Raw genomic sequence first — 26232 nt, 5'->3', positions numbered from 1 at the left:
CTTGCCATGGTCGACGTGGCCAATCGTGCCGATGTTCACGTGAGGCTTGTTACGCTCGAATTTACCTTTGGCCATAATCGTTCTCCGTCTATTCTACCCGCTAAGGGGATATTGTTATTCGCTCTTCAGATCCGGCACCGCGCAAGGAGCGCGACCCGGTGGCTAAGAAACCCTTAGGCGTATTTCTTCTGGACTTCCTGAGCCACTGCGGTCGGAACCGGCTCATAGTGATCGAACTGCATGGTGTAGGCCGCACGGCCCTGGCTCATCGAGCGCAGGTTGTCGACATACTTGAACATGTTGGCGAGCGGCACCATCGCGTTGATGACGACGGCCACGCCGCGCGCTTCCTGGCCCTGGATCTGGCCACGACGACCGTTCAGATCGCCGATGACGCTGCCGACGTAATCTTCCGGCGTCACCACTTCGACCTTCATGATCGGCTCCAACAGCTGCACGCCAAGCTTGGGTGCGGCTTCACGGAAGCAGGCGCGGCCGGCGATTTCGAAGGCCAGAACGCTGGAGTCGACATCGTGGTAAGCGCCGTCGATCAGGGTCGCCTTGACGCCGATCATCGGGAAGCCCGCGAACGGACCCGAGGTCATGACGCTGTTGATGCCCTTTTCGACACCCGGGATGTATTCCTTCGGCACGGCGCCGCCGACGATCTTGGTCTCGAACTCGAACTCGCTGCTGTCCGGGTTCGGCTCGAAGACGATCTTGACGCGAGCGAACTGACCGGTACCGCCGGTCTGCTTCTTGTGCGTGTAATCCTGCTCGTGCCTGCGGGTGATGGTCTCGCGATAAGCCACCTGCGGTGCGCCGACATTGGCCTCGACCTTGAACTCGCGACGCATGCGGTCGACGATGATGTCCAGGTGAAGTTCGCCCATGCCGGAAATGATGGTCTGGCCGCTTTCCTCGTCGGTCTTGACGCGGAAGGACGGATCCTCGGCGGCCAGGCGGTGAAGGGCGAGGCCCATCTTTTCCTGGTCGTTCTTGGTCTTCGGCTCGATGGCGATCTGGATGACCGGATCGGGGAATTCCATGCGCTCGAGAATGACCGGATGCAGCGGATCGCTCAGCGTGTCACCGGTGGTCGTGTCCTTGAGACCGGCAAGAGCAACGATGTCGCCTGCAAAAGCCTCTTCGACGTCGGCGCGCGAATTCGCATGCATCTGCAGCATGCGGCCGATGCGCTCTTTCTTGCCCTTCACGGTGTTGTCGACCGAGATGCCCTTGGTGAGCTTGCCCGAATAGATGCGGGCAAAGGTCAACGAACCGACGAACGGGTCGTTCATGATCTTGAAGGCGAGCATCGACAGCGGCTCGTTGTCGTCGGCATGACGCTCGATCTCGGCGTCGGTCTTGGCATCGACGCCCTTGATGGCGGGAACATCGGCGGGCGACGGCAGATATTCGACGACGGCGTCGAGCAGCGGCTGCACGCCCTTGTTCTTGAAGGCCGAGCCACAGAACATCGGGTAGAACTTCACCGCGATGGTGCCCTTGCGGATCAGCGCACGGATCTCGTCATTCGACGGCATCTTGCCTTCGAGGTAATTCTCAAGCGCCGTCTCGTCCATTTCGACGGCGGCCTCGATCATCTTCTCGCGGTATTCTTCGGCACGAGCCTTGAGGTCGTCCGGGATCTCGACGACATCCCAGGCAGCGCCCAGCGTCTCGTCGCGCCAGACCAGCGCGTTCATCTCGACGAGGTCGACGACACCCTTGAACTCGGTCTCGGCGCCGATCGGCAGCTGCATGACAACGGCATGCGCACCGAGGCGCGAGCCGATCATCTCGACCGAGCGATAGAAGTCGGCGCCGATCTTGTCCATCTTGTTGCAGAAGATCATGCGCGGAACGCGGTACTTGTCGGCCTGGCGCCAGACGGTCTCGGTCTGCGGCTCAACGCCGGCATTGGCATCGAGCAGCGCGATGGCGCCGTCGAGAACGCGCAGCGAACGCTCGACTTCGATGGTGAAGTCGACGTGGCCGGGGGTGTCGATGATGTTGAAGCGGTGCATCTTGCCGTCACGAGCCTTCCAGAAGGTCGTGGTCGCGGCGGACGTGATGGTGATGCCGCGCTCCTGCTCCTGCTCCATCCAATCCATGGTGGCAGCGCCGTCGTGGACTTCGCCGATCTTGTGCGACTTGCCCGTGTAGTAGAGGACGCGCTCGGTGGTCGTCGTCTTGCCGGCGTCAATATGCGCCATGATACCGAAATTGCGGTAGTCTTCGATCTTGTATTCGCGGGCCATCGTAGCTGCCTCTCAGTCTCGTTCGCGCTTTACCAGCGGTAGTGCGCGAAAGCGCGGTTGGCTTCAGCCATCTTGTGGGTGTCTTCACGCTTCTTGACTGCCGTGCCGCGGTTGTTGGCCGCATCCATCAGCTCGCCGGAGAGGCGGTCGACCATCGTGGTCTCGTTGCGGTTGCGGGCCGCTGCGATCAGCCAGCGAATGGCCAATGCCTGGCGGCGCTCGGGGCGCACGTCGACCGGAACCTGGTAGGTGGCGCCGCCGACACGACGCGAACGCACTTCAACATGCGGCGCGACATTGTCGAGCGCCTGATGGAAGACGGTGACCGGCTCCTGCTTGGTCTTCGACTGAACCTGGTCGAGCGCGCCGTAGACGATGGTCTCGGCGACCGACTTCTTGCCGTCATACATAACGGCGTTCATGAACTTGGTGACGATCAGATCGCCGAACTTCGGGTCCGGATTGATCTCACGCTTTTCTGCACTGTGACGACGCGACATGGCTTTTGTCTCTCAATCTCATAGCCCGACGCACTCAAGCAGCGCCAAGGCCGGAAAATCTTACTTCGGACGCCCCTTACTTCGGACGCTTGGCGCCGTACTTCGAACGGCGCTGCTTGCGGTTCTTCACACCCTGCGTGTCGAGCACGCCGCGGATGATGTGGTAGCGAACGCCCGGAAGATCCTTGACGCGGCCGCCGCGGATCATGACCACGGAGTGCTCCTGAAGGTTGTGGCCTTCGCCGGGGATGTACCCGATCACTTCAAAACCATTGGTCAGGCGGATCTTGGCCACCTTGCGCAGCGCCGAGTTCGGCTTCTTCGGCGTCGTTGTATAGACGCGCGTGCAAACGCCCCGCTTCTGCGGGTTCTGCTGCATGGCCGGGACCTTGTTGCGCTTCACCGGCGCAATGCGCGGCTTGCGGATCAGCTGGTTGACGGTAGGCATTAAACCCTCTTGTCTCTCAATTCCGTGTCTCGCCCGGTCAGGGCCGCTCAAAGCGTCATTTCCATACGCAAATTCGGGCCATAAACCGCGCCTCGCGGTCTTGCCCGAACAAAAGGCAGAGGAAGCGGAAGCCGCTTCGTGCACGCCGGAAATGTCTTTTCGCTCGTAAAACGAACCCTGTTTGAGGCAAACTCCAAAGCGTGTCGCTTCGGAAGGGAGAGCCTCACATCGGTTCTGACTGGGCGGCTTCTACTCGTAAGACCGCGGACCGTCAAGCCCGGAGCACCAAATATTGCACGCCGACCAAGGCTTGGCAGCCATGCGAAAACCGCATGTAATTTTCTTTCGCATTTTTGCAAGAGCGAGGAAGAAAGTGACAAGCCTTCAGGCAAAGTGAATGGGTTTGCGCTGTTGCGCGGCCTTGCTTCATGCGAAAAGGCCGCATGAGCAGTCAAAACCCCCTCGCCCGCCCACCCGCTGCCAAGAGGAATCGGCCCGTGAACGACAACGAAGAACGCCCGGTCACCATCATCACCGGCCGGGTGTGGAAGAAAAAAGGCGGCAAACCGGAAGGCGTCCACGTCATGCTGGTTGCGCCCGACGACGATTCGGCGGTGCGCCGGGCACTCGAATCGCTTGCCGCCGAAGGGTACGCCGAGGCCGAGCTCGACCAGATCGGCGACATGGACGGCATCCCCGACGAAGAGCCGCATATCTCCGCCTTCCAGGGCGCGCTCGAAGGCGAAGTGTCGATCGTCACCTTCGACGTGCCGATCTGACCCCGACCTCCCGGTCCAGCTTTCGAATCGGCTACCGAGACGAATCGGCGACCGAGGCCTTCCCAGCCAAAAATGTGCACTGCCGCTCGAGGAAGGCTGAGCTTGCCTGCTCGGCTTCGGCTTGCCCGGGGCAAGTGTTCTGATAAGAAACCATCACCATCATCAAACAGACGGAGCGGCCGTGTCCCAGCCCATCAAGATAGGCATCGTCGGCGTCGGCAAGATCGTCCACGACCAGCATCTGCCGGCTCTGGCGAAAGACCAGGACTATCGCCTCATCGCGGCCGCAAGCCGGCATGGCAAGGTAGAAGACATCCCCAATTTCACTGATATCGAAGCCATGCTCGATGCCGTTCCCGAACTCGAGGCCGTGTCGCTCTGCATGCCGCCGCAGTTCCGCTACGACGCGGCGCGCACCGCGCTGATGGCGAAGAAGCATGTCTTCCTGGAGAAGCCGCCTGGCGCCACTGTCAGCGAGGTCGAGGACCTCAAGACATTGGCCGCGCAGAACGGCGTCTCGCTGTTCGCCAGCTGGCACTCGCGCTATGCGCCGGCGGTCGAGGCCGCGCGCGCATTTCTCGACACGACCAAGATCAAGTCGGCCGCCATCAACTGGAAGGAAGATGTGCGCCGCTGGCACCCGAACCAGGAATGGATCTGGGCTCCCGGCGGTTTTGGCGTCTTCGATCCCGGCATCAACGCGCTCTCGATTGCCACCCATATCCTGCCGGCGATGTTCATCACCTCGGCGGTGTTGGATTTTCCCGAAAACCGCGCCTCCCCGGTTGCCGCGCGCGTCGCCTTCCGCACCTCGAATGGATTGCCGGTGACGATGGATCTCGACTGGCTGCAGACCGGCCCGCAAAGCTGGGACATCCTGGCCGAGACCGACAAGGGCGCCATGGTGCTGTCGGGCGGCGGCTCGAAGCTCGCCATCGACGGCAAGGTGGTTCATGACGAGCCGGAGGCCGAGTACCCGATGCTCTACAAGCGCTTTGCCGAAATCGTGCGCGCCGGCACCTCCGATGTCGACCTCGCGCCCCTCCAGCATGTGGCCGACGCCTTCATGCTCGGCAAGCGCAACGTGGTCGAGGCTTTTTTCGATTGAACAGGGGCGGCTTGGCTGTTCGCCGATCGGCCGTCACTCCACAATCGCAATGGCAAAGCCATCATAGCCTTTGGCGCCGACGGTCTGGATGGCGGTGCCGTCCAGACGCTTCTCGCTGCCGATGAACGAGAATGCGGCGCGTGCCCCTTCTACATTGGGATCACGGCCACCCTGATCGAGCACTGCGCCGTCGCGGATGACGTTGTCGCAGACGATGACGGTTCCGGGCCGCGACAACCGCATGGCCCAGGATAGGTAGTGCGGATTGTTCGGCTTGTCGGCATCGATGAAGATGAAGTCGAATGGACCGGCATGCTCGGCGCCAAGTGCTGCAAGCGACTGAAGCGCCGGACCGACCCGCAGTTCCACCCGCTCCAAGACGCCTGCCCGCTCGAAATTCGATCGCGCGACGCTGGCGTGATGCGGGTCGAGTCCAAGTGTCACGATCTTGCCGTCGGCAGGCAGTGCGCGCGCCATCCAGATGGTCGAATAGCCGCCCAGCGTGCCGATTTCGAGAACCTTTTTGGCTCCCCGCATCCGCGCAAGAAGGGAAAGCAGCTTGCCCTGCGCCGGCGACACGTCGATCGCCGGCAGGCCCTGATCGTGGTTGGCCGCCAGAACGGCATCAAGCACGGGGTCCGCCTCAAACAGGGAACCGACGATGTAGTCGTCGACTGCCGCCCAGCTTCTTTTGCTCATCGTTTTCTTCTCCGATCCAATTGGAGACCTAAACGCGAAAAGGGGCCATTCGGCCCCTTTTCCTCTTCCCTTTCCGTCCGCTTACTGCGCGGCGGTTGTCATGTCGGCCAGCATCGGCTCGGCGACTTCCACACCCGAGGCCTTGCGGCGCTCGTCGATGATCAGTTCGTCGCGCGAGGTGGCGATGCGCCGAATCTGGCTCATCGTGCCGCCGGTGCCGGCCGGGATAAGCCGGCCGACGATGACGTTTTCCTTCAGTCCCTGCAGCATGTCGGTCTTGCCGGCAACCGCGGCTTCCGTCAGCACTCGGGTCGTCTCCTGGAAGGAGGCGGCCGAGATGAAGGATGGCGTCTGCAGCGATGCCTTGGTGATGCCGAGCAGCACCGGCAGGCCTTCGGCCGGCTTCTTGCCGTCCTCGACCAGACGCTCGTTGACCTCTTCCAGTTCGATCACGTCGACATGATCGCCCGGAATGTAGGTCGAGTCGCCCTGCACCGTGATCTCGACCTTCTGCAGCATCTGGCGAACGATCACCTCGATGTGCTTGTCGTTGATCTGCACGCCCTGCAGACGATAGACTTCCTGGATCTCGTTGACGAGGTAGGAAGCAAGTGCCTCCACGCCCTTGATCGCCAGGATGTCGTGCGGCGCCGGATTGCCGTCGAGGATGTAGTCGCCCTTCTCGATGACGTCGCCGTCCTGGAGATGGAACGGCTTGCCCTTCGGGATCAGGTATTCGACCGGCTCAAGCGTCGAGTCATGCGGCTCGATGATGATGCGACGCTTGTTCTTGTAGTCGCGGCCGAAGCGGATCGTGCCGTCGATCTCGGCGATGATGGCGTGATCCTTCGGACGACGTGCCTCGAACAGTTCGGCAACACGCGGCAGACCGCCGGTGATGTCCTTGGTCTTGGCGCTTTCCATCGGAATACGCGCCAGCACGTCGCCGGGACGAACCTGCGAGCCCGGCTCGACCGAAAGAATGGCCTCGACCGAGAGCAGGAAGCGCGCGTCGCCGCCCTTCGACAGCTTGCCGACCTTGCCCTTGGCGTCCTGGATCGCGATCGCCGGCTTCAGGTCGTTACCGCGTGGCGTCGAGCGCCAGTCGATGACCTCACGCTTGGTGATGCCGGTCGACTCGTCGGCCGTTTCCTGAACGGAAATGCCGTCGACCAGATCCTCGTACGACACCCTGCCCTCGATTTCGGTGAGGACTGGACGGGTATAGGGATCCCACTCGGCGATACGCTGGCCGCGCTTCACCTTGTCACCATCGTCCACGAAGATGCGCGAACCATAGGTGAGACGGTGCGAGGCGCGCTCCTTGCCGGCTTCGTCGAGGATCAGCACCGCCATGTTGCGGCCCATGACCATCTGCTGGCCGTCGGAGTTGCGCACCACGTTGCGGTTGCGGATCTCGACCTTGCCCTCATACGAGGCTTCAAGGAACGAGCTGTCCACCACCTGCGCGGTACCGCCCATGTGGAAGGTACGCATGGTGAGCTGCGTGCCCGGCTCGCCGATCGACTGCGCCGCGATGACGCCGACGGCTTCGCCCTGGTTGACCGGGGTGCCGCGGGCAAGATCGCGACCGTAGCAGACCGCGCAGACGCCAACCCTGACTTCGCAAGTCAGTGCCGAGCGGATGCGGACCGACTGGACGCCGGCCTTTTCGATCTGTTCCACGTCACGCTCGTCCATCAGCGTTCCGGCCTTGACCAGGATCTCGCCCGACACCGGATGTGTGATGTCGTCGAGCGACGTACGGCCCAGCACGCGCTGGCCGACCGAAGCGACGACCTGACCGGCATCGACGATCGGCTGCATGGTGAGGCCCTTGTCGGTGCCGCAGTCGACGGAGTTGACGATGCAGTCCTGCGCCACGTCGACCAGACGACGGGTGAGGTAACCCGAGTTCGCCGTCTTCAAGGCGGTGTCGGCCAGACCCTTGCGGGCGCCGTGGGTCGAGTTGAAGTACTCGAGCACGGTCAGGCCTTCCTTGAAGTTCGAGATGATCGGCGTTTCGATGATTTCACCCGACGGCTTGGCCATAAGGCCGCGCATGCCGGCAAGCTGACGCATCTGGGTGGGCGAGCCACGCGCACCGGAGTGCGACATCATGTAGATCGAGTTCATCGGCTTCTGACGGCCATTGTCCTCGAACTCGACCGCCTTGATGCGGGCCATCATCTCGTCGGCGACCTTTTCCGAGCACTTGGCCCAGGCGTCGACGACCTTGTTGTACTTCTCGCCCTGCGTGATCAGACCGTCATTGTACTGCTGCTCGTATTCCTTGGCCAAAGCCTCGGTGTCGGAGACCAGCTTGATCTTGGCATCCGGGATCAGCATGTCGTCCTTGCCGAACGAAATGCCGGCACGGCAGGCATGGCTGAAGCCGAGAGCCATGATGCGATCGCAGAAAATGACCGTCTCCTTCTGACCGCAATGGCGGTAGACGGTGTCGATCATCTTGGAGATGTTCTTCTTGGTCATCTCCTGGTTGGCGGTCTCGTAAGGCACGTTGACGTTCTTCGGCAGAAGCTCGCCGATGATCATGCGGCCAGGCGTGGTGTCATGGATCTTCGACACCACCTTGCCTTCGGCGTCGACCGTGCGGAAACGACCCTTGATCTTGGAGTGCAGCGTCACGGCCTTGGTCTCGAGCGCGTGCTGGAGTTCGCCCATGTCGGCAAACACCATGCCCTCGCCCGGCTCGTTCTGGTTGACGATCGAGAGATAGTAGAGACCCAGAACCATGTCCTGCGACGGCACGATGATCGGCGCGCCGGAAGCCGGGTGCAGGATGTTGTTGGTCGACATCATCAGCACGCGGGCTTCAAGCTGCGCTTCCAGCGACAGCGGCACGTGAACGGCCATCTGGTCGCCGTCGAAGTCGGCGTTGAAGGCCGTGCAGACCAGCGGGTGCAACTGGATCGCCTTGCCCTCGATCAGGATCGGCTCGAACGCCTGGATGCCGAGGCGGTGCAGCGTCGGCGCACGGTTCAGCAGCACCGGATGTTCGCGGATGACCTCGTCGAGGATATCCCAGACTTCCGGACGCTCCTTTTCGACCAGCTTCTTCGCCTGCTTGACGGTCGAGGAGTAACCCTTGGCGTCGAGACGGGCGTAGATGAAGGGCTTGAACAGTTCGAGCGCCATCTTCTTGGGCAGGCCGCACTGGTGCAGCTTGAGCTCCGGACCGGTCACGATGACCGAGCGGCCGGAATAGTCGACGCGCTTGCCGAGCAGGTTCTGACGGAACCGGCCCTGCTTGCCCTTGAGCATGTCGGACAGCGACTTCAGCGGGCGCTTGTTGGCGCCGGTGATGACGCGGCCGCGACGGCCGTTGTCGAACAGCGCATCGACGGCTTCCTGCAGCATGCGCTTTTCATTGCGCACGATGATGCCGGGAGCGCGCAGCTCGATCAGCCGCTTCAGACGATTGTTGCGGTTGATGACGCGGCGATAGAGGTCGTTCAGATCCGACGTGGCGAAGCGGCCGCCGTCCAGAGGAACCAGCGGGCGCAGGTCCGGCGGGATCACCGGAACCACCTTCATGATCATCCATTCCGGACGGTTGCCGGATTCCATGAAGTTCTCGACGACCTTGAGCCGCTTCAGATACTTCTTCTGCTTCAGCTCGGAGGTGGTCGAAGCCAGTTCCGAACGCAGGTCGCCGGCGATCTTCTCCAAGTCCATGCCGGCCAGGAGGTCATGAATGGCCTCGGCGCCGATCATGGCGGTGAACGAATCCTCGCCATACTCGTCGACGGCGATCATGTACTCTTCCTCGCTGAGCAGCTGGTGCTCCTTCAGCGCGGTGAGGCCAGGTTCGGTGACGATGTAGTTCTCGAAGTAGAGGACGCGCTCGATGTCCTTCAGGGTCATGTCGAGCAGCGTGCCGATGCGCGACGGCAGCGACTTCAGGAACCAGATATGGGCGACCGGTGCCGCCAGTTCGATATGGCCCATGCGCTCGCGGCGAACGCGCGACAGCGTGACTTCAACGCCGCACTTCTCGCAGATGACGCCCTTGTACTTCATGCGCTTGTACTTGCCGCACAGGCACTCATAGTCCTTGATCGGGCCAAAAATGCGCGCGCAGAACAGACCGTCACGCTCCGGCTTGAAGGTGCGGTAGTTGATGGTCTCCGGCTTCTTGATCTCGCCGAAAGACCAGGACAGAATCTTCTCAGGGCTGGCGAGCGATATCCGGATGGAATCGAACACCTGCGCAGGCGCCTGGGGATTGAAGAGATTCATGACCTCTTGGTTCATGCCGTTCTCCTTTTCGGGATCCTCGAAGACCCCTTGCATCTAGTCGCGAGCCAAACGCCCGCCGTCTTTGTCGGCCACTGGCCGTCGAATACTTCCTGGTTGAGCATGATCCCATCCGAAAACCGGTAGCCACTTTTCGGGATCATGATCGAGGCGCGCCGCGGAAAGCCGTGGCGCGCCATTGCCTTACTCGGCCGCGCCCCTATTCGGCAGCATCTGGCAGCCGGACAGGGTTGTCGTCGAGCTTGGTGTTCTCCAGCTCGACATTGAGGCCGAGAGACCGCATTTCCTTGACGAGAACGTTGAAGCTCTCGGGGATGCCGGCCTCGAAGGTGTCGTCGCCACGGACGATCGCCTCGTAGACCTTGGTACGGCCTGCGACGTCGTCCGACTTCACCGTCAGCATTTCCTGCAGCGTGTAGGCGGCGCCGTATGCTTCGAGTGCCCAGACCTCCATCTCGCCGAAGCGCTGGCCACCGAACTGCGCCTTGCCGCCCAGCGGCTGCTGGGTGACGAGCGAGTACGGACCGATCGAACGCGCGTGGATCTTGTCGTCCACGAGATGGTGAAGCTTGAGCATGTAGATGTAGCCCATCGTCACCTTGCGATCGAACGGCTCGCCGGTGCGTCCGTCATAGAGTTGCGACTGACCGCTGGTGTGCAGGCCCGCCTGCTCCAGCATGATGTTGATGTCAGCCTCGTGCGCGCCGTCGAACACCGGGGTCGCGATCGAGACGCCGCGGCGCATCTGCTCGCTGAGGCGAACAATGCTCTCGTCGTCATAGTCACGAACCGGCTCGTTGCGGTCGTTGGCCGGGATGAAGCTCTCGAGCGTCTTGCGCAGCGGCTTGATGTCGCCGGCTGCCTTGTACGTGTCGATCAGCTCGCCGATTTTCCTGCCCATGCCCGCGCATGCCCAGCCCAGATGCGTTTCCAGGATCTGGCCGACATTCATGCGGCTCGGCACACCCAGCGGGTTGAGCACGATATCGGCATGCGTGCCGTCCTCGAGGAAAGGCATGTCCTCGACCGGAACGATCCGCGACACGACACCCTTGTTGCCGTGACGGCCGGCCATCTTGTCGCCGGGCTGCATCTTGCGCTTCACGGCCACGAAGACCTTGACCATCTTCATGACGCCCGGAGGCATTTCGTCGCCGCGCTGGACCTTCTCGACCTTGTCCATGAAACGCTGTTCGAGCGCCTTCTTGGAATCGTCGTACTGGCCACGCAGGGCTTCGAGTTCGCTCTGGAGCTTTTCGTTCTCCACGGCAAACTGCCACCACTGCGAACGCGGATACTCGTCGAGCGTATCCTTGGACAGCGTCGAGCCCTTCTTGAAGCCCTTCGGTCCAGCGATCGCTTCCTTGCCGACGAGCACGTCGGAAAGACGCGCATAGACGTTACGGTCCAAAATGGCCTGCTCGTCGTCGCGGTCCTTGGCGAGGCGTTCGATCTCCTCGCGCTCGATCGCCATGGCGCGCTCGTCCTTCTCCACACCGTGGCGATTGAAGACGCGCACCTCGACGACGGTGCCGAAAGTGCCCGGAGGCATGCGCATCGAGGTGTCGCGCACATCGGATGCCTTTTCGCCGAAGATGGCGCGCAGAAGCTTCTCTTCCGGCGTCATCGGGCTTTCGCCCTTCGGCGTGATCTTGCCGACCAGGATGTCGCCCGGCTGAACTTCCGCACCGATGTAGACGATGCCGGCTTCGTCGAGGTTCTTCAGCGCTTCTTCCGAGACGTTCGGAATATCGCGCGTGATTTCCTCCGGCCCGAGCTTGGTATCGCGCGCCATGACCTCGAACTCCTCGATATGGATCGAGGTGAAGACGTCATCGGCGACGATGCGTTCGGACAGGAGGATCGAGTCCTCGTAGTTGTAGCCATTCCACGGCATGAACGCGACCAGCACGTTGCGGCCGAGCGCCAGATCACCGAGCTCGGTCGACGGACCGTCGGCGATGATGTCGCCCTTGTTGACGAGGTCACCCATGCGAACCAGCGGACGCTGGTTGATGCAGGTGTTCTGGTTCGAACGCTGGAACTTCATCAGCCGGTAGATGTCGACGCCGGACTTGCCCGGATCGAGATCTTCGGTAGCGCGGATAACGATACGCGTCGCATCCACCTGGTCGACGATGCCGCCGCGGCGGGCGCCGATGGCAGCGCCCGAGTCACGGGCAACGATCGGCTCCATGCCGGTGCCGACGAACGGCGCCTCGGCGCGCACCAGCGGCACGGCCTGACGCTGCATGTTCGAGCCCATCAGAGCGCGGTTGGCGTCGTCGTTTTCCAGGAACGGGATCAGGGCCGCGGCCACCGACACCATCTGCTTGGGCGACACGTCCATCAGATCGACGTTTTCGCGCGGCGCCATCATCACTTCGCCGGCACTGCGGCAAATGACGAATTCGTCGACGAAACCACCGTTCTTGTCGAGCTCGGCGTTGGCCTGCGCGACATGGTGCTTGGCCTCTTCCATCGCCGAGAGATAGACGACGTCATTGGTCAGCTTGCCGTCGACGATCTTGCGGTACGGGCTCTCGATGAAGCCGTACTTGTTGACGCGTGCGAAGGTGGCCAGCGAGTTGATCAGACCGATATTCGGGCCTTCCGGCGTCTCGATCGGGCAGATGCGGCCGTAATGCGTCGGGTGCACGTCGCGCACTTCGAAGCCGGCGCGCTCGCGGGTCAGACCGCCCGGTCCAAGCGCCGAGAGGCGGCGCTTGTGGGTGATCTCCGACAGCGGGTTGGTCTGGTCCATGAACTGCGACAGCTGCGAGGAACCGAAGAACTCGCGCACGGCGGCAGCCGCCGGCTTGGCGTTGATCAGGTCCTGCGGCATGACCGTGTCGATCTCGATCGAGGACATACGCTCCTTGATCGCGCGTTCCATGCGCAGCAGGCCGACGCGGTACTGGTTTTCCATCAGCTCGCCGACCGAACGCACGCGGCGGTTGCCGAGATTGTCGATGTCGTCGATCTCGCCCTTGCCGTCGCGCAGTTCAACCAGCGTCCTGACCACGGCCAGGATGTCGTCCTTGCGCAGCACGCGCACGGTGTCCTCGGCCTTGAGCTCGAGGCGCATGTTCATCTTGACGCGGCCAACGGCCGACAGATCGTAGCGCTCACTGTCGAAGAACAGCGAGTTGAACATGGCTTCGGCGGTTTCGAGCGTCGGCGGCTCGCCGGGGCGCATGACACGATAGATGTCGAACAGGGCGTCCTGGCGGCTCTCGTTCTTGTCGACGTTGAGCGTGTTGCGGATATAGGCGCCGACATTGACGTGGTCGATGTCGAGAACCTTGATCTCGTCTTCGCCGGTGCCGAGCAGAACCTTCAGCGTCTTCTCGTCGATCTCGTCCCCGGCTTCGAGGAATATCTCGCCGGTGGCGTAGTTGACGATGTCCTCGGCCAGGTAGTTGCCGAGCAGATCCTCGTCGGTCGCCTTGATCGCCTTCAGACCCTTTTCGCCAAGCGCCCGAGCCTGACGTGCCGTGATCTTCTTGCCGGCTTCGACGACGACTTCGCCGGTATCGGCATCGACCAGGTCGCCGACGGCCTTGAGGCCGCGGAAACGCTCGACGTTGAACGGAATGCGCCAATGGTCGCCGGCGCGCTTGTAGGTGATCTTGTTGTAGAAGGTCGACAGGATTTCTTCGCCGTCCATGCCGAGCGCCATCAGCAGCGACGTCACCGGAATCTTGCGGCGACGATCGATGCGGGCGTGCACGACGTCCTTGGAATCGAACTCGATGTCGAGCCACGAGCCGCGATAGGGGATGACGCGCGCGGCAAACAGAAGCTTGCCCGACGAGTGCGACTTGCCCTTGTCATGGTCGAAGAAGACGCCCGGCGAGCGGTGCATCTGCGAGACGATGACGCGCTCGGTGCCGTTGACGATGAAGGTGCCATTCAGCGTCATGAGCGGCATGTCGCCCATGTAGACGTCCTGCTCCTTGATGTCCTTGATGGACTTGGCGCCGGTATCCTCGTCGATATCGAACACGATGAGGCGCAGCGTCACCTTGAGCGGCGCGGCATAGGTCAGGTCGCGCTGACGGCATTCGTCAACGTCGAATTTCGGTCCTTCGAACTCATACTTCACGAACTCCAGCATCGAGGAGCCGGAAAAATCGGAGATCGGGAAGACCGACTTGAAAACAGCCTGCAGTCCCTCGTCCGGACGCCCACCCTTGGGCTCCGCCACCATCAGGAACTGGTCATAGGATGCCTTCTGAACCTCGATCAGGTTCGGCATCTCCGCAACTTCCGGAATCTTTCCGAAGAACTTGCGTACGCGTCTGCGGCCATTGAAAGTCTGGGTCTGGGCCATCGTCGCTCCTTAGCTCTAAACTCGGGACGAGCCTCGCCGCGGCTCGCCTTGCATGCTGGGCCACCTTGGCGGCAACCCTCTGTCTGTTTTCCCGGCGCCTGTCGGCGGCCGGCTAGAACGGGAGAAAACCCGTTTCCTGAAGGCCGGTTTTCGGCCCTCAGGAAAGAGGTTCTCGTNCCGGTGATGGCGCGGACTTCCTTGATGACGTTGATCTTCTGAGCGCCTGCCTCGGTGAGGACGACGTCGAATTCCGTCTTTTCCTCGACCGGAGCAGCAGCGGCCGCACCACCGCCAGCGGCGGCAACAGCCACCGGAGCAGCGGCGGAAACGCCCCACTTTTCTTCCAGAAGCTTCGACAGCTCAGCCGCCTCGAGGACGGTCAGCTTCGAAAGGTCGTCTACGATCTTTGCGAGATCAGCCATTGTTGTGTTCCTTCATAAGGTTCGAACGTGTGTTTGTGATAGCGAGGAACGGCCTCATGCCGCCTCGTCCTTCCGGGCGTAAGCGCCGATGACGCGCGCGACCGAAGCCGCTGGCGCATTGACGATCTGGGCGATCCGGGTTGCCGGCGTGGCGATCATGCCAACCAGCCTGGCGCGCAGCTCATCGAGCGACGGAAGTGTGGCGAGTGCCTTCACACCGTCGGCATTGAGCGAGGTGGTGCCCATTGCGCCACCGAGAATGACGAGCTTGTCATTTCCCTTGGCGAAATCGGACGCGACCTTCGGCGCCGCAATCGGATCCTCCGAATAAGCAATCAGCGTCTGTCCCTTGAACAGCTCGATGATCGATGCGGAGTCCGTGCCCTGAAGAGCGATTTTGGCGAGACGGTTCTTCGCGACTTTGACGGTGCCACCGGCGGCGCGCATTTTCGACCGAAGGTCGTTCATTTGCGCGACGGTGATACCGGCGTAGTGGGCCACGACCACTGAACCTGCGTTCGAGAACGCACCGTTCAGGCCCGTGACGAGTTCGCGTTTTTCCGCTCTGTCCACTGCCTATCTCCAGTTGACCCCAATCCTGTTAACGGGAACATCCCATTGACGAGGACAGGCGTCGGGTTGCCTTTTGTCGGCCGGGCCATCCAGTAACGGATCTCCCGAACGACGCTCGAGGATCCTGCCCCCTTTCGCCACATCGACAGTCAAGCCGGCGATGCGCAGACAAAAGGCAAACACGGTTCGAACCTTTCATTGGAGCAATCGCTCCGTTGTCCGGTCTTCACCCGTCTCATGCAGGCCCAAATCGAATTAAGGCTTCTGGGCCGCCTGCAATCTCGGACAGGATGTCCGGAAGCCTTTCGACTTCCGGCACCGGGCCGCCAACTAGGTCGGAGGCCCGGAATTCACTTGCGGATCAGCCGCTTAGCGGCCGATCCAAATGTTCGTATCAGGACGCGTTGAGCGTCGCGACGTCGAGCTTGAGGCCCGGGCCCATCGTCGAGGTGACCGACACCTTCTTGACGTAGTTGCCCTTGGCGCCAGTCGGCTTTGCCTTGGTCACCGCATCGGCGAAGGCGCGGATGTTCTCTTCCAGCGCCTTGACGTCGAACGAGACCTTGCCGACGCCGGCATGGACGATGCCAGCCTTCTCGACACGGAACTCGACGGCGCCGCCCTTGGATGCCTTGACGGCGGCGGCAACGTCGGTGGTGACGGTGCCGACCTTCGGGTTCGGCATCATGCCGCGCGGGCCGAGCACTTTGCCCAGACGACCGACCAGCGGCATCATGTCCGGCGTGGCGATGCAGCGATCGAAATCGATCGTGCCCTTCTGGACGATGTCGACCAGATCCTCGGCACCAACGATGTCGGCGCCGGCGGCGCGCGCTTCGTCGGCCTTGTCGCCACGGGCGAACACGGCGACACGCACCGAGCGGCCGGTGCCGTTCGGCAGGTTGACCACGCCGCGGACCATCTGGTCGGCATGGCGCGGGTCGACGCCGAGATTCATGGCGACTTCGATGGTCTCATCGAACTTCACCGAGGAACGGTCCTTGAGCAGCTTCAGCGCATCACCCAGGGCATAAGCCTTGTTGGGATCGATGCCTTCGCGGGTCTTCGATACACGCTTTGCAATCTTTGCCATGATCTTAGCCCACCACTTCCAGACCCATCGAGCGGGCGGAGCCCTCGACCATGCGCATGGCCGCTTCGACGTCGTTTGCGTTCAGGTCTTTCATCTTCGCGGTGGCAATCTCGCGGACCTTGTCACGCGAAACCGTACCGGCCTTGACCTTGCCCGGCTCCTTGGAACCGGACGTCAGGTTCGCTGCCTTCTTCAGGAAGTAGCTCACCGGCGCCGTCTTCATGACGAAGGTGAAGGACTTGTCCTGATAGTAGGTGATGACGACCGGAACCGGCGATCCCTTTTCCATTTCCTGGGTCTGCGCGTTGAACGCCTTGCAGAACTCCATGATGTTGATGCCACGCTGACCAAGCGCCGGGCCGATCGGGGGAGACGGCGTAGCCGATCCCGCTTTCACCTGGAGCTTGAGCTGGCCTGCAATTTTCTTAGCCATCTCTTTTCCTGCCTTTGTCTATGCCGGTCATGCCGGCGGTTGCAGTCTGGTGGTGCGATCCATGCGGCCGGCTAAAGCCGCATTCGTCTCCCACCGTTCTCAGGCCGCGCTTCCGCGCCGCCTCCCCTGATCGCCAAACCGGCGTCAGGGATTTCGGATCAGCCCTTTTCGACCTGTCCGAATTCCAGATCGACCGGCACGGCGCGCCCGAAGATCGAAACTTCCACCTTGAGCCGCGCCCGCTCCTCGTCCACTTCCTGGACGAAACCGTTGAACGACGCGAAGGGACCATCCGAAACGCGGATCGCTTCGCCGATCTCGAACGTGACCGAGGGCTTGGGCCGCTCGACGCCTTCCTGCACCTGGTTCAGGATGCGCTGCGCTTCCGCCTCGGTGATCGGCACCGGCTTGGAGTCACCCAGGAAGCCGGTGACCTTCGGTGTGTTCTTGACCAGCGAGAACACAGCGTCGGTCAAATTCGCCTTCAGCAGCACATAGCCCGGGAAGAACTTGCGCTCGGCATCGACCTTGCGGCCGCGGCGAACTTCGACGACCTTCTCGGTCGGAACCACGATCTGATGGATGTCGGCGGACAGGCCCTTCTGCTTGGCCTTGTTCTCGATATCCTCGGCGACCTTCTTTTCAAAGTTCGAATAGGCGTGGACGATGTACCAGCGCGCGGTCATTTCAAGACTTCTCCGTAATCGCCGGACTTAGCGTCCGATGCCCAGAATCTGTTCGACCGCAAGGCCCATGAGCTGATCGGCGGTGAAGAAAAAGATCATCGCGATCACTGCGAAGGCCAGAACCATCACCGTCGAGATCATCGTTTCGCGCCGCGACGGCCAAGTCACCTTGGCGGTCTCCGCGCGGACCTGCTGGAGAAAGACGAAAGGATTTGTGGTTTTCGAAGCCATATGCCGCTCTGTCTTCAAGACCCGTTGGCCGGGTCTCCTGGATGATCCCGCTGGCCGGGACGTACCGCCTGAGCGAATTTCGCGCCGAATCAGCGCAATCATTTCGCCCATGCAAATCAGACGCGTAAAGCCGGTTTCCCAGCTCCACGCGTCGCGTGTCTGTTTCGTCTACATAAAACCGATTCTTGATCCACGCAAGTGGCAAGTCTCCGCTTTATGACCAAACACCGCCTCGGAACCATCCAGTCGTTCCGTCCCGGCTATGGCGCTCTTATGCCCCAATCGGGCTAATATGGCAAGCGGGTCGCCGATTTTCAAAGGGCAGACCGCAGAAATGTCGCTGATGGCCACACGAAACAATTCCGAAAGCCTAAGCAAAGCGGCTTGGGCGGAACTTGGCAAGCAGCGGGTGCTCTCTTCCGGTGGCGATCTCGTCGGCAATGAGTTCACCGGCGATCAGGCCAAGCGTCGCGCCGCTGTGGCTGAAGGCGACGTAGTATCCCTGGATATCTTTCAACAAGCCGAAGACCGGCTCGCCGTCGCCCGGAATCGGCTTGGGGCCGACACCATAACTCTCCAATTCCAGCTTTGGATGTCCCTCGAGGACCTTCGCGGCTTGTTCAAGAAGTCCATCAATCGTCGAGCCCTTCACCCCATAGGTGCCGTCTGCATTGATGATTACCTCTTCTTCCGACCAGGCGGAATCGAGCGCGAGGGCTCCGTCCGGCGTCGGGCGGATGGCGACGCGCGGCGTGTTGAGCACGGCCCGAAGAGCCAAATCGACCGGCTTGGTCCTGACCAGCAGCGCGATCGGCGTCCCATCCTCGATATGGTGGCCTGTGGCCGCAACCATTCGCGGCACATCACTGCCGGTCGCCAGGAGGACTGCATCGGCAGGAAAGTCGATGCCGCTGGTCGTGGTGGCGCCAGTGGCACGACCATCGACAACCGTGACCGTGGCCCTGCCGGCATCGGTGACCAGTCGCCCGCCGCGCTCCACGAACTCCGCAATTAATGCATCGATCAGCGATGGCAGGTCGACCCAGCCTTCCCCTGGGTTGAAAATGGCTCCCTGCGGCGTGACGGCGCCTGCGGCAACGCCTGGTGTGACCGCCGCTATGGCGGCCGCGGTCAGGTGCTGTGCGTCATAGCCGAGATCCTTTTCATGGGCGAAGACATCAGCAATCTGGTTCGAGGCGTCGTCCGCATCCCATGTCAGGCCGCCATCGAAACGCAGCCACGCAGCATCCGGATATCTCGCCGACAACGTCCGGTAGCGGTCGATACCGATCATGCGCAAGCGATGATACTCAGCCGACCGCTTGCGCGCTGAATTGAGCCAGGAGAGCGAGCGGCCCGACGCCCCCTTGGCAAGCGGTCCATCGTTGACGAGGATCGTTTCGATGCCAAGCCGCGCGAGATGAACGGCTGTGGAGACACCGAAAATGCCGCCTCCGACAACGACGACCTTCGAGACCGGATGCGATGTAACCATGAGATGTTCTTTCACTGTGTAGAGAGTGGATTGAGCGACCGAAGGCGTTCCACGCATATCGGCCAGATGGCGATGCGGATCACAGCACTTCGGCGAGGAAGTGCTTCAAGCGCGCGCTTTTGGGAGTGTCGAAGATCGCAGCGGGCGTGCCGGCCTCGATGACACGGCCCTCATCCATGAAGATGACCTGATCGGCGACCTTGCGGGCAAAACCCATTTCATGGGTCACCACGACCATTGTCATGCCACGTCGGCCGAGGTCAGCCATCAGGTTGAGAACGCCCTTCACCAGTTCCGGATCGAGAGCGCTCGTCACCTCGTCGAACAGGATCACCTCAGGGTCCATTGCCAGTGCACGGGCGATTGCCACCCGCTGCTGCTGGCCACCGGAAAGACTGCCGGGACGATGGTGTTTGCGTGCGGCAAGGCCAACATCGGCGAGGCGCGCCTCGGCGATGCGCTCGGCTTCCCGCACCGGAAGGCCCTTGACCTTGGTCAGCGACAGCATGACGTTTTCCAGGGCTGTGTGGTCGGGAAACAGGTTGAACTGCTGGAACACCATGCCGACACGCCGGCGCAGCTTTTCGGGCTTCATCGCCAGGATGCTCGCGCCATCGAGCAGCACGTCACCGCCCTTGGGCTCGACCAAGCGGTTAAGGCAGCGCAGCAAGGTCGACTTGCCCGACCCTGACGGACCGATGACGCAGGTGACCGTGCCCGGCTTGACCGTCAGGCTGACGCCCTTCAGGACATCGAGATCGCCATAGGCCATGTCGAGATTGGTGACGGCGAGACTACCACCCTTGAAGCGTGAAAGCGCCGAGCTGTCTTCAGGGCTGGCCTCGGAGAGCGGGCTGCCGACGGCGCTCTCCAGTTCGCTCACCTCGGCAAGGCCGCTGGTGACGAGGCCTGCCTTTTGCTTTCCGACCCGCAGCGAGTTGTCGATGTAATTAACCACGTGGGTCAACGGCACGGTGATCACGAGATAGAACACGCCGGCCAGCAGCAATGGCGACAGGTTTCCGGTGACCACCGCCTGGTCCTGACCGACGCGGAAAATCTCGCGCTCCGATGCGAGCAGACCGAGGAAGTAGACGAGGCTCGAATCCTTGACGTTGCCGATGAACTGGTTGACCAGCGCCGGCAGGACGCGGCGGATGCCCTGCGGGATGACGATCAGGCGCATGCCCTGCCCGTAGCTCATGCTGAGCGCCCGGCAGGCTTCCATTTGCCCGCGCTCGACGCTCTGGATGCCCGAGCGGAAGATTTCGCCGATATAGGCGCCGGCGATCAGGCTGAGGGCCAGAATGCCGAGCGGAAAGGGCGAAGGCCCAAAGATTTCACGGCCGATGCGCGCAAAGCCCTGGCCGATCAGAAGGATCGTGACGATCGCCGGAAGGCCACGGAAAATGTCCGTGTAGACCCGGGCCGGAATGCGCAGCCAGCGCGATTGCGAGATGCCCATGACTGCCAGGATCATGCCGAGCACGACACCCAGCACCGTGGATGCGGCCGCGAGGATCAAGGTGTTCTTCAATCCGATGGTGATCATGCTTGGCAGCACGTCCGCCATGGCTTGCCAGTCAAGGAAACTGCGCCGCAAGTTTTCAAGCCAGTTCATTCGGCCCCCTTTCGGTTGCGCTGTCCGCATCGTCCGACATCAAACGCGGCAGCGCGTGGTCCGGCCGCCGGCGCAAAAGCCGGCGGCCGGGTGCGGTTACTTCTTGGGGAGGTATTGATCGGGCATCGGCGAGCCTGGGAACCACTTCTCATAAAGCGTCTTCCAGGTGCCGTCCTGCATGGCCGCATGCAGGGCGGTGTTCAGCGCATCGCGAAGCTTGTCGTTGCCCTTGCGCAAGACGAAGCCTGCCGGCGCGTCGAAGGACGGGATGTTAACCGCGATCTTCAAGTCCGGATAACGAACGCCATAGTCCTTGGCTGCCTCGTAATCGAGGAAATGAGCGTCGACCGTGCCATTGTTGAGCGCCGAGACGGCCGAATTGTTGTCAGGAAATTTGACGAGATCAGTCCCGACAAAATTCTTCGCCGCATAGATTTCCTGCAGCGTACCCTGCACGACGCCAAGACGCTTGCCCTTGAGCCCGTCGGCCGACGTGATCGCCTTGTCTGACGTAAGCACGGAGAGATAGCCTGCAAGATACCCGTCGGAAAAGTCGACGGTCTTCTTACGCGCTTCCGTCGTGCCGATTGCCGCGACCGCGACATCGAAGCGCTCGTTGGCAACCGAAGGCATCAGCGCCGAGAATTCCTGACCGGTGAAGATCACCTGGTCCGGCTTGAAGCCAAGGCGGCTCGCGACGTTGCGGAACAATTCGATGTCGAACCCGGTGAATGTGCCGTCCGCCTGGGTGAAAGCGTAGGGCTTGGCATCACCCATGGTACCAACGCTGATGACTTTCGCATCAATAAGACCATAGGGATTGTCATCCGCGGCGGCTGCTCCGGAAACAAAACCCGCGCCGATGCACACAGCCATAAGAGCCATTGCGCCGGCCCGGACCGGTGACATCAACGACTTGAGAATTCCTATCCTGCTCATGTCTTCTCTCCACTCTGAAGGTCTGTTCTTCTTGGTATTGACGTCGAGCCGGCAATCCCACGCTTGACATCGCCCGCCGCCGCGACCGCGGCATGCGCCTCTCGGCCCGCAATCTTCTAAAAGAGACCGGTCTCTTATTGATTGAGACCGGTCTCTTTGATAATCGTTATCGCCAGATTGACCTTCCGTCAACAACTCTTGTAGTCGTTCATCCAATGAAAAGAACCGCACCCAAGACCCAGTCGATAACGGTCAGCGATGTCGCCCGAGTGGCCAATGTGTCCAAAGCGACGGCCGCGCGCGTGCTCGGCGGATACGGTGTCGTCAGCGACACGATCCGCGCCAATGTCATGGCCGCCGCCAAGGCCCTTGACTACCGTCCGAACGAACTGGCCCGAAGCATGACGACCGGCAGGTCCGGCATCATCGGCGTGGTGGTCGGAGACATCGAAAACCCGTTCTTCAGCCTGGCGGTGCGTGGAATCAGCGACGCGGCAAGGGCGGCTGGCTTCAACGTCATCTTGGCCAACTCCGGCGAGCGGATCGACGCGGAAAGGGCAGCTGTGCGGCTGTTGATCGGCAAGCGCGTCGACGGACTGATCGTCACGCCGTCGGAATCGCGTGACATCTCACACCTGCGCGACATCCACCGTTCAGGCCGGCCGCTTGCCCTGCTTGACCGGGCGCTGCCTGATCTCGATGTCGACACGGTTACGGTTGACGATCGAGACATCGCCATGCGGGCGACCCGTATCCTTGTCGACGCCGGCCACAGCAAAATCGCCTATGTGACCGCGGTTGACGCCGAAGGCAATGAGTATCGCGACCTAGGACAAATCTACACCTCATCGGTCCGTGAGCGCATCGACGGCTTTCTCAAGGTGTGCCGGGACGCCGGAATTGATCGACCGGAACGTCATATTCGCCTTGGCGCGACAAGCCCCGACGAGACGCGAAAGCTCGCCGACAAACTGCTGTCGGGGCCAGATCGACCGACCGCAATCCTTGCCTCCGACAGTCTCATAGCCCTGGAGATCTTCAAGGTCATGCGCCAGCGCGGGCTGCGCATTCCACAAGACATCTCGCTCATCACTTTCCATGACGCGGACTGGACGAGCGTCACGACCCCGCCCATCACCGTCGTCGACCAGCCCGTCTATGCGCTGGGCAAAAGCGTCGCGGAACTGCTCATCCGCCGCTTGAAGGGCGAAGCACGGCCAGCTGAAAGGCTCATTCTGCCGACCACAATCATCGAACGCGGATCCGTTGGTCCGCCTGCTGCCTACAAGCTGTAGATTCTCAAAGCCGAGCGGTCCAAAGCATAGCATGGAAGCCTATGCCCGAGCGTCGGATGGTTTGTATTCTGCGCCCGCATCCTTCGGACCAAAGGAGCAAATCTCGACTCGAGCCAAGCCAGCTTCCTTGGTGCCAACCCGCCAATTTTTACCTTTGTGGAACCTCGAGCAGCGCCAAACCAGGCTGTCGTTACGGTGAAGTTGCCCACCAGAATCGTGTGATTTTACGCCACCGTCGGACGCTGCCCGCGGACGTGCATGTCCGTGCAATAGATGTGCAGCAGTCGTTTTGGCTTCTCAACCGAGTAGCGCTATTTCTAAGTGCCTGATTTCCCTTTGGAAATGGCACGGGCAGCAGGGCTCGAACCTACGACCTGCGGTTTTGGAGACCGCCGCTCTACCAACTGAGCTATGCCCGTACGTGCGCATGTCGGCGCAGCAGGCGCTTCCTAAAAGCTTCCGCACGCTCTGTAAAGGGTGGTTTGCAAGCAAACGTACCTTCACCCCCCCTGCGCCAGAAATCGGGACAGCTGACGACCAGCTCGTTCGGCGAGAGGTTACTTTGTTTTCAGCGGCCGATAGGGTCCGCCCGGCACGCCCCAGCCCCAGGCCGGCATCGGTTCCGTCTCGGGATCGCACGTCTCGCCGAGATTGGAGTTCATCTTGGCCAGACGCGATCCCCATTCGACATAGCCCATGAAGGCCGAACGGAATTCCGGATCGTCAGGCAGGCCGACCGCGTCGGCTGCATCGGCCAGGAGGCTAATCCAGCGGCGGCGCTGCTCCTCGCTCAGATGCTTGCCCAGATGGTGCATGACCATCTCGCGGTGGCCACCGAACTGCTCGCTGTAGGTTTTTGACCCGCCGAAAACCTCGCCGATGAAGGCCGCGACATGGGCGGGATGATCCGGCGACATGGTCTTGAACACCGGCCCGACGATCGGGTCCTGCGCCACCTTGTCGTAGAAAGTCTGGGTCAGCCGGTTCAGGGCCTCGCCGCCGCCGGCCCATTCGTAGAGGGTCGGGATATCCTGGCTCATTCTCGATCCTCCGCCTGCCTGGCGCCGCCAGCAGCGACGATAGCGGAACAATCGGAAGTGTCTCAACCTGCCTCGATGGCCAGTTCCGGCTTCGCCGCGGTCTACAATTTGGCCGGCGCGTCAGCCTCGGCATTGGCGGAGGGCCGGATCCGGCAATTCTCGGGTCTTGGCACCGCCTCGCAAATGGTGGCGCCGGTCAGCGCGTCGACCGATTGCAGGCTCGTCGTCAGTCCGACCTTCAGCATCATGCCGGGTTCCAGCCGGCGCTCGACCGAGCGACGCTCGATCGCCGCGAACAGGGCGGGAGCGATCGCCATCTCGTCGAGATAGGCCTTGACCATCTGCTTTTGCCCCATCAGGTAGAGGCTAAGTCGCGCCTGGGGACCGACAAGCCGCTTGATGCCGCCGGCAAGCATCAGCGCGCAGGCCGAATCGCACTCCACGCCCGCATCGATGCTCAGCCCGGCATAGGCGCCCTCTTTGGCCAGGCAATTCCACGCTCCCGGGTCACAGCCGACGAAATCGGTGCGGCCAACCGCGACGTCGAGCTTCCTTTCATGGATAAGCCGTCCCGCCGCCAGGGCGCTGAACAGGTCGCCTCCCCTCGAACTGACCACGACAGGCAGTTGCCGTTTGCCGAGCGTGGCGAGCAATTGGCGCAGCTTCTGCGGGGTCTGGGGAGTGATCGCGCCTTCCGCCGAGATCCATTCCGGGCAGTCTGGATTGCAGAGCGGATTGGTGCCGCGAACGACGACGAAGCGCATGTCTTCATCGCGCCGCTCTTCATCGTGTCGCGCCGGCTCGGGTTCGATCGCCGGCGGAGCAGGCTTGGCCGCGGTCGCCGTCAGGCCATCAGGCTTGTCCCCCGGCATTTCCCGGCAATTCGTGGCCAGGCGGCCGGGCTCGCACAGGCTTGCCGCGGTCAACAGGCCTACAGCGTCCGTGCTGGTGACCAGCTTCATCGCCAGCATGTCGTCGAGGGCGATCTGGTGAATTTCGCTGGCCGGCGTGCCCTTCATCGTTTCGAGCATGCCTTGTTCGATGCCCATCTGGTTGAGATAGGCCGCCAGCTTTTTCTCCACCGACTTGCTCATCTCGTAGGTCTTGTAGCTGCCGGCGTTCTTGCGGCTGACGATCTTTGTGTTGAGGATCTTCTTCTTGCCCCCCACGATGCGGTAGGTGGTGCGGTATTGCAATTTCGTGCGGATGTAGGTCGTGGTGATCTGATGGACGCCGAGATAGGCCCATTCGCCGGCCACCCGCCTGATACCGCCGGCAAACATCAGAGGACAGGCGGAATTGCACATGGCGCCATAGTCGATGACATCGCCGAAGTAGCGGGCGTCACGGTCCTGGCATCCCTTCGCACCGGGCTGGCAGCTGGAAAACACCGTCTTGCCGATGGCGATATCGAGCTTGTTCTTGCGGATCAGCCGGCCAAGCGTCAGCGCCGCCTCGACATTGCCGCCGGGAGAATCCACGACAACAGGCAGTTTCCGCCCGCCAAGCGTCTTCAGCATGCGTTTGAAGAGTGCCGGCGTGCCGGCTTCTATGGAGCCCTCGGCCGATATCCATTCCGGGCAGATCGGCTCGCACCCCGGTGCGTTGCTGCGGACAATGCCGAACCGCATCGTCGGCCCAAGATCCGGCGCCGCATCCGCCGCAAAGGCTACCGGGCCCGCGGCAAGCAATGCCAGCAGGCAGATCAAGGCCAGCGACCACAATGCCCGACAACGGTGAAGGCGCCCTGAAACCATTCTGCAAAAAGCCCCTTGATGCAACCTATACTAGACGAGGTCCAAGGGCTTGCAACAGGGTCGAGCGACAGGGCGGTAGCCGATAGCCCGGCAAACAAAAAAGGGCGGCCCGAAGACCGCCCTTTTCTTGTCGATCCGGCAAATGCCGGGCTCGATTATTCCTTGATGGTGACGACGATGCCGGCACCGACGGTGCGGCCGCCTTCACGGATAGCGAAGCGCAGCTTCTCTT

General features: G+C 61.8%; 19 protein-coding genes, 1 tRNA gene and 2 pseudogenes. 3 read left to right on the top strand and 19 right to left on the bottom strand.

Annotated elements, in window-relative coordinates; all coding sequences use genetic code 11:
- Positions 1–173: 173 nt before the first annotated feature.
- The 3 genes from fusA to rpsL all read right to left on the bottom strand — a co-directional run bounded on the left by fusA (position 174) and on the right by rpsL (position 3212).
- Positions 174–2264 (bottom strand): elongation factor G, encoded by a 2091-nt coding sequence (fusA, locus tag X735_RS136580; RefSeq protein WP_023762913.1) that lies wholly within the window; start codon positions 2262–2264, stop codon positions 174–176.
- A gap of 29 nt (positions 2265–2293) precedes the next feature.
- Positions 2294–2764 (bottom strand): 30S ribosomal protein S7, encoded by a 471-nt coding sequence (gene rpsG / locus X735_RS136585; RefSeq protein WP_008875664.1) that lies wholly within the window; start codon positions 2762–2764, stop codon positions 2294–2296.
- A 76-nt stretch (positions 2765–2840) separates the two neighbouring features.
- Positions 2841–3212, bottom strand: a complete 372-nt coding sequence (gene rpsL / locus X735_RS136590; protein WP_006333356.1) for a 30S ribosomal protein S12 — start codon at positions 3210–3212, stop codon at positions 2841–2843.
- A gap of 497 nt (positions 3213–3709) precedes the next feature.
- Between rpsL and X735_RS136595 the strand changes: the two genes are divergently transcribed.
- Together X735_RS136595 and X735_RS136600 are read left to right on the top strand one after the other, a co-directional pair.
- The gene (locus X735_RS136595; protein WP_013531420.1) at positions 3710–3991 is read left to right on the top strand and encodes a transcriptional regulator; all 282 of its coding nucleotides are present in this window, start codon (positions 3710–3712) and stop codon (positions 3989–3991) included.
- Positions 3992–4172: 181 nt separating this feature from the next.
- Complete coding sequence (locus tag X735_RS136600; RefSeq protein ID WP_023814291.1) at positions 4173–5099, top strand: Gfo/Idh/MocA family oxidoreductase; 927 nt, start codon at positions 4173–4175, stop codon at positions 5097–5099.
- A 33-nt stretch (positions 5100–5132) separates the two neighbouring features.
- Here the strand turns inward: X735_RS136600 and X735_RS136605 are convergent, their stop codons facing one another.
- The 12 genes and pseudogenes from X735_RS136605 to X735_RS136655 form a co-directional block, all read right to left on the bottom strand.
- A complete protein-coding gene (locus X735_RS136605; RefSeq protein WP_023814290.1) occupies positions 5133–5798 on the bottom strand; it encodes an O-methyltransferase in 666 nt (221 codons plus the stop codon).
- An 81-nt stretch (positions 5799–5879) separates the two neighbouring features.
- Complete coding sequence (rpoC, locus tag X735_RS136610; RefSeq protein ID WP_023814289.1) at positions 5880–10076, bottom strand: DNA-directed RNA polymerase subunit beta'; 4197 nt, start codon at positions 10074–10076, stop codon at positions 5880–5882.
- A 202-nt stretch (positions 10077–10278) separates the two neighbouring features.
- On the bottom strand, positions 10279–14415 hold the full coding sequence (gene rpoB / locus X735_RS136615; RefSeq protein ID WP_023814288.1) for a DNA-directed RNA polymerase subunit beta: 4137 nt from the start codon (positions 14413–14415) through the stop codon (positions 10279–10281).
- 177 nt (positions 14416–14592) lie between these two features.
- A pseudogene (rplL, locus tag X735_RS0135475) lies at positions 14593–14837 on the bottom strand (50S ribosomal protein L7/L12); the annotation flags it as partial.
- Positions 14838–14891: 54 nt separating this feature from the next.
- Positions 14892–15410 carry a 50S ribosomal protein L10 gene (gene rplJ, locus X735_RS136620; protein WP_013531412.1) on the bottom strand — a complete coding sequence of 173 codons (519 nt, stop codon included), beginning with the start codon at positions 15408–15410 and terminating at the stop codon, positions 14892–14894.
- A gap of 394 nt (positions 15411–15804) precedes the next feature.
- Entirely contained in the window at positions 15805–16503 is a 699-nt protein-coding gene (gene rplA / locus X735_RS136625) for a 50S ribosomal protein L1 (RefSeq protein ID WP_013531411.1), read from the bottom strand.
- 4 nt (positions 16504–16507) lie between these two features.
- Positions 16508–16936, bottom strand: a complete 429-nt coding sequence (gene rplK, locus X735_RS136630) for a 50S ribosomal protein L11 (protein WP_013531410.1) — start codon at positions 16934–16936, stop codon at positions 16508–16510.
- A 158-nt stretch (positions 16937–17094) separates the two neighbouring features.
- A complete protein-coding gene (nusG, locus tag X735_RS136635) occupies positions 17095–17622 on the bottom strand; it encodes a transcription termination/antitermination protein NusG (protein ID WP_013531409.1) in 528 nt (175 codons plus the stop codon).
- A 27-nt stretch (positions 17623–17649) separates the two neighbouring features.
- On the bottom strand, positions 17650–17853 hold the full coding sequence (gene secE / locus X735_RS136640) for a preprotein translocase subunit SecE (RefSeq protein ID WP_013531408.1): 204 nt from the start codon (positions 17851–17853) through the stop codon (positions 17650–17652).
- A 370-nt stretch (positions 17854–18223) separates the two neighbouring features.
- Positions 18224–19348, bottom strand: a complete 1125-nt coding sequence (locus X735_RS136645; RefSeq protein ID WP_023814287.1) for an FAD-binding oxidoreductase — start codon at positions 19346–19348, stop codon at positions 18224–18226.
- Positions 19349–19427: 79 nt separating this feature from the next.
- Entirely contained in the window at positions 19428–20969 is a 1542-nt protein-coding gene (locus tag X735_RS1000000170360) for an amino acid ABC transporter permease/ATP-binding protein (RefSeq protein ID WP_023814286.1), read from the bottom strand.
- A gap of 96 nt (positions 20970–21065) precedes the next feature.
- Positions 21066–21908, bottom strand: a complete 843-nt coding sequence (locus tag X735_RS136655) for an ABC transporter substrate-binding protein (RefSeq protein WP_023814285.1) — start codon at positions 21906–21908, stop codon at positions 21066–21068.
- Positions 21909–22123: 215 nt separating this feature from the next.
- Between X735_RS136655 and X735_RS136660 the strand changes: the two genes are divergently transcribed.
- Positions 22124–23203 (top strand): LacI family DNA-binding transcriptional regulator, encoded by a 1080-nt coding sequence (locus X735_RS136660; protein ID WP_023814284.1) that lies wholly within the window; start codon positions 22124–22126, stop codon positions 23201–23203.
- A gap of 343 nt (positions 23204–23546) precedes the next feature.
- Here the strand turns inward: X735_RS136660 and X735_RS136665 are convergent.
- The 4 genes and pseudogenes from X735_RS136665 to X735_RS1000000168395 form a co-directional block, all read right to left on the bottom strand.
- Positions 23547–23622: transfer RNA gene (locus X735_RS136665), tRNA-Trp, on the bottom strand.
- A gap of 138 nt (positions 23623–23760) precedes the next feature.
- Complete coding sequence (locus tag X735_RS136670; RefSeq protein WP_023814283.1) at positions 23761–24243, bottom strand: group II truncated hemoglobin; 483 nt, start codon at positions 24241–24243, stop codon at positions 23761–23763.
- Between the two features lie 101 nt (positions 24244–24344).
- Positions 24345–26000: a hypothetical protein gene (locus tag X735_RS136675; protein WP_023814282.1), complete on the bottom strand. Its 1656-nt coding sequence runs from the start codon at positions 25998–26000 to the stop codon at positions 24345–24347.
- A gap of 155 nt (positions 26001–26155) precedes the next feature.
- A pseudogene (locus tag X735_RS1000000168395) lies at positions 26156–26232 on the bottom strand (elongation factor Tu); the annotation flags it as partial.

The organism is Mesorhizobium sp. L2C084A000 (assembly GCF_000502875.1).
Taxonomy (GTDB): domain Bacteria; phylum Pseudomonadota; class Alphaproteobacteria; order Rhizobiales; family Rhizobiaceae; genus Mesorhizobium.
Note: the sequence above shows the minus strand (reverse complement) of the source record. Positions and strands in the feature narration are given on the sequence as shown.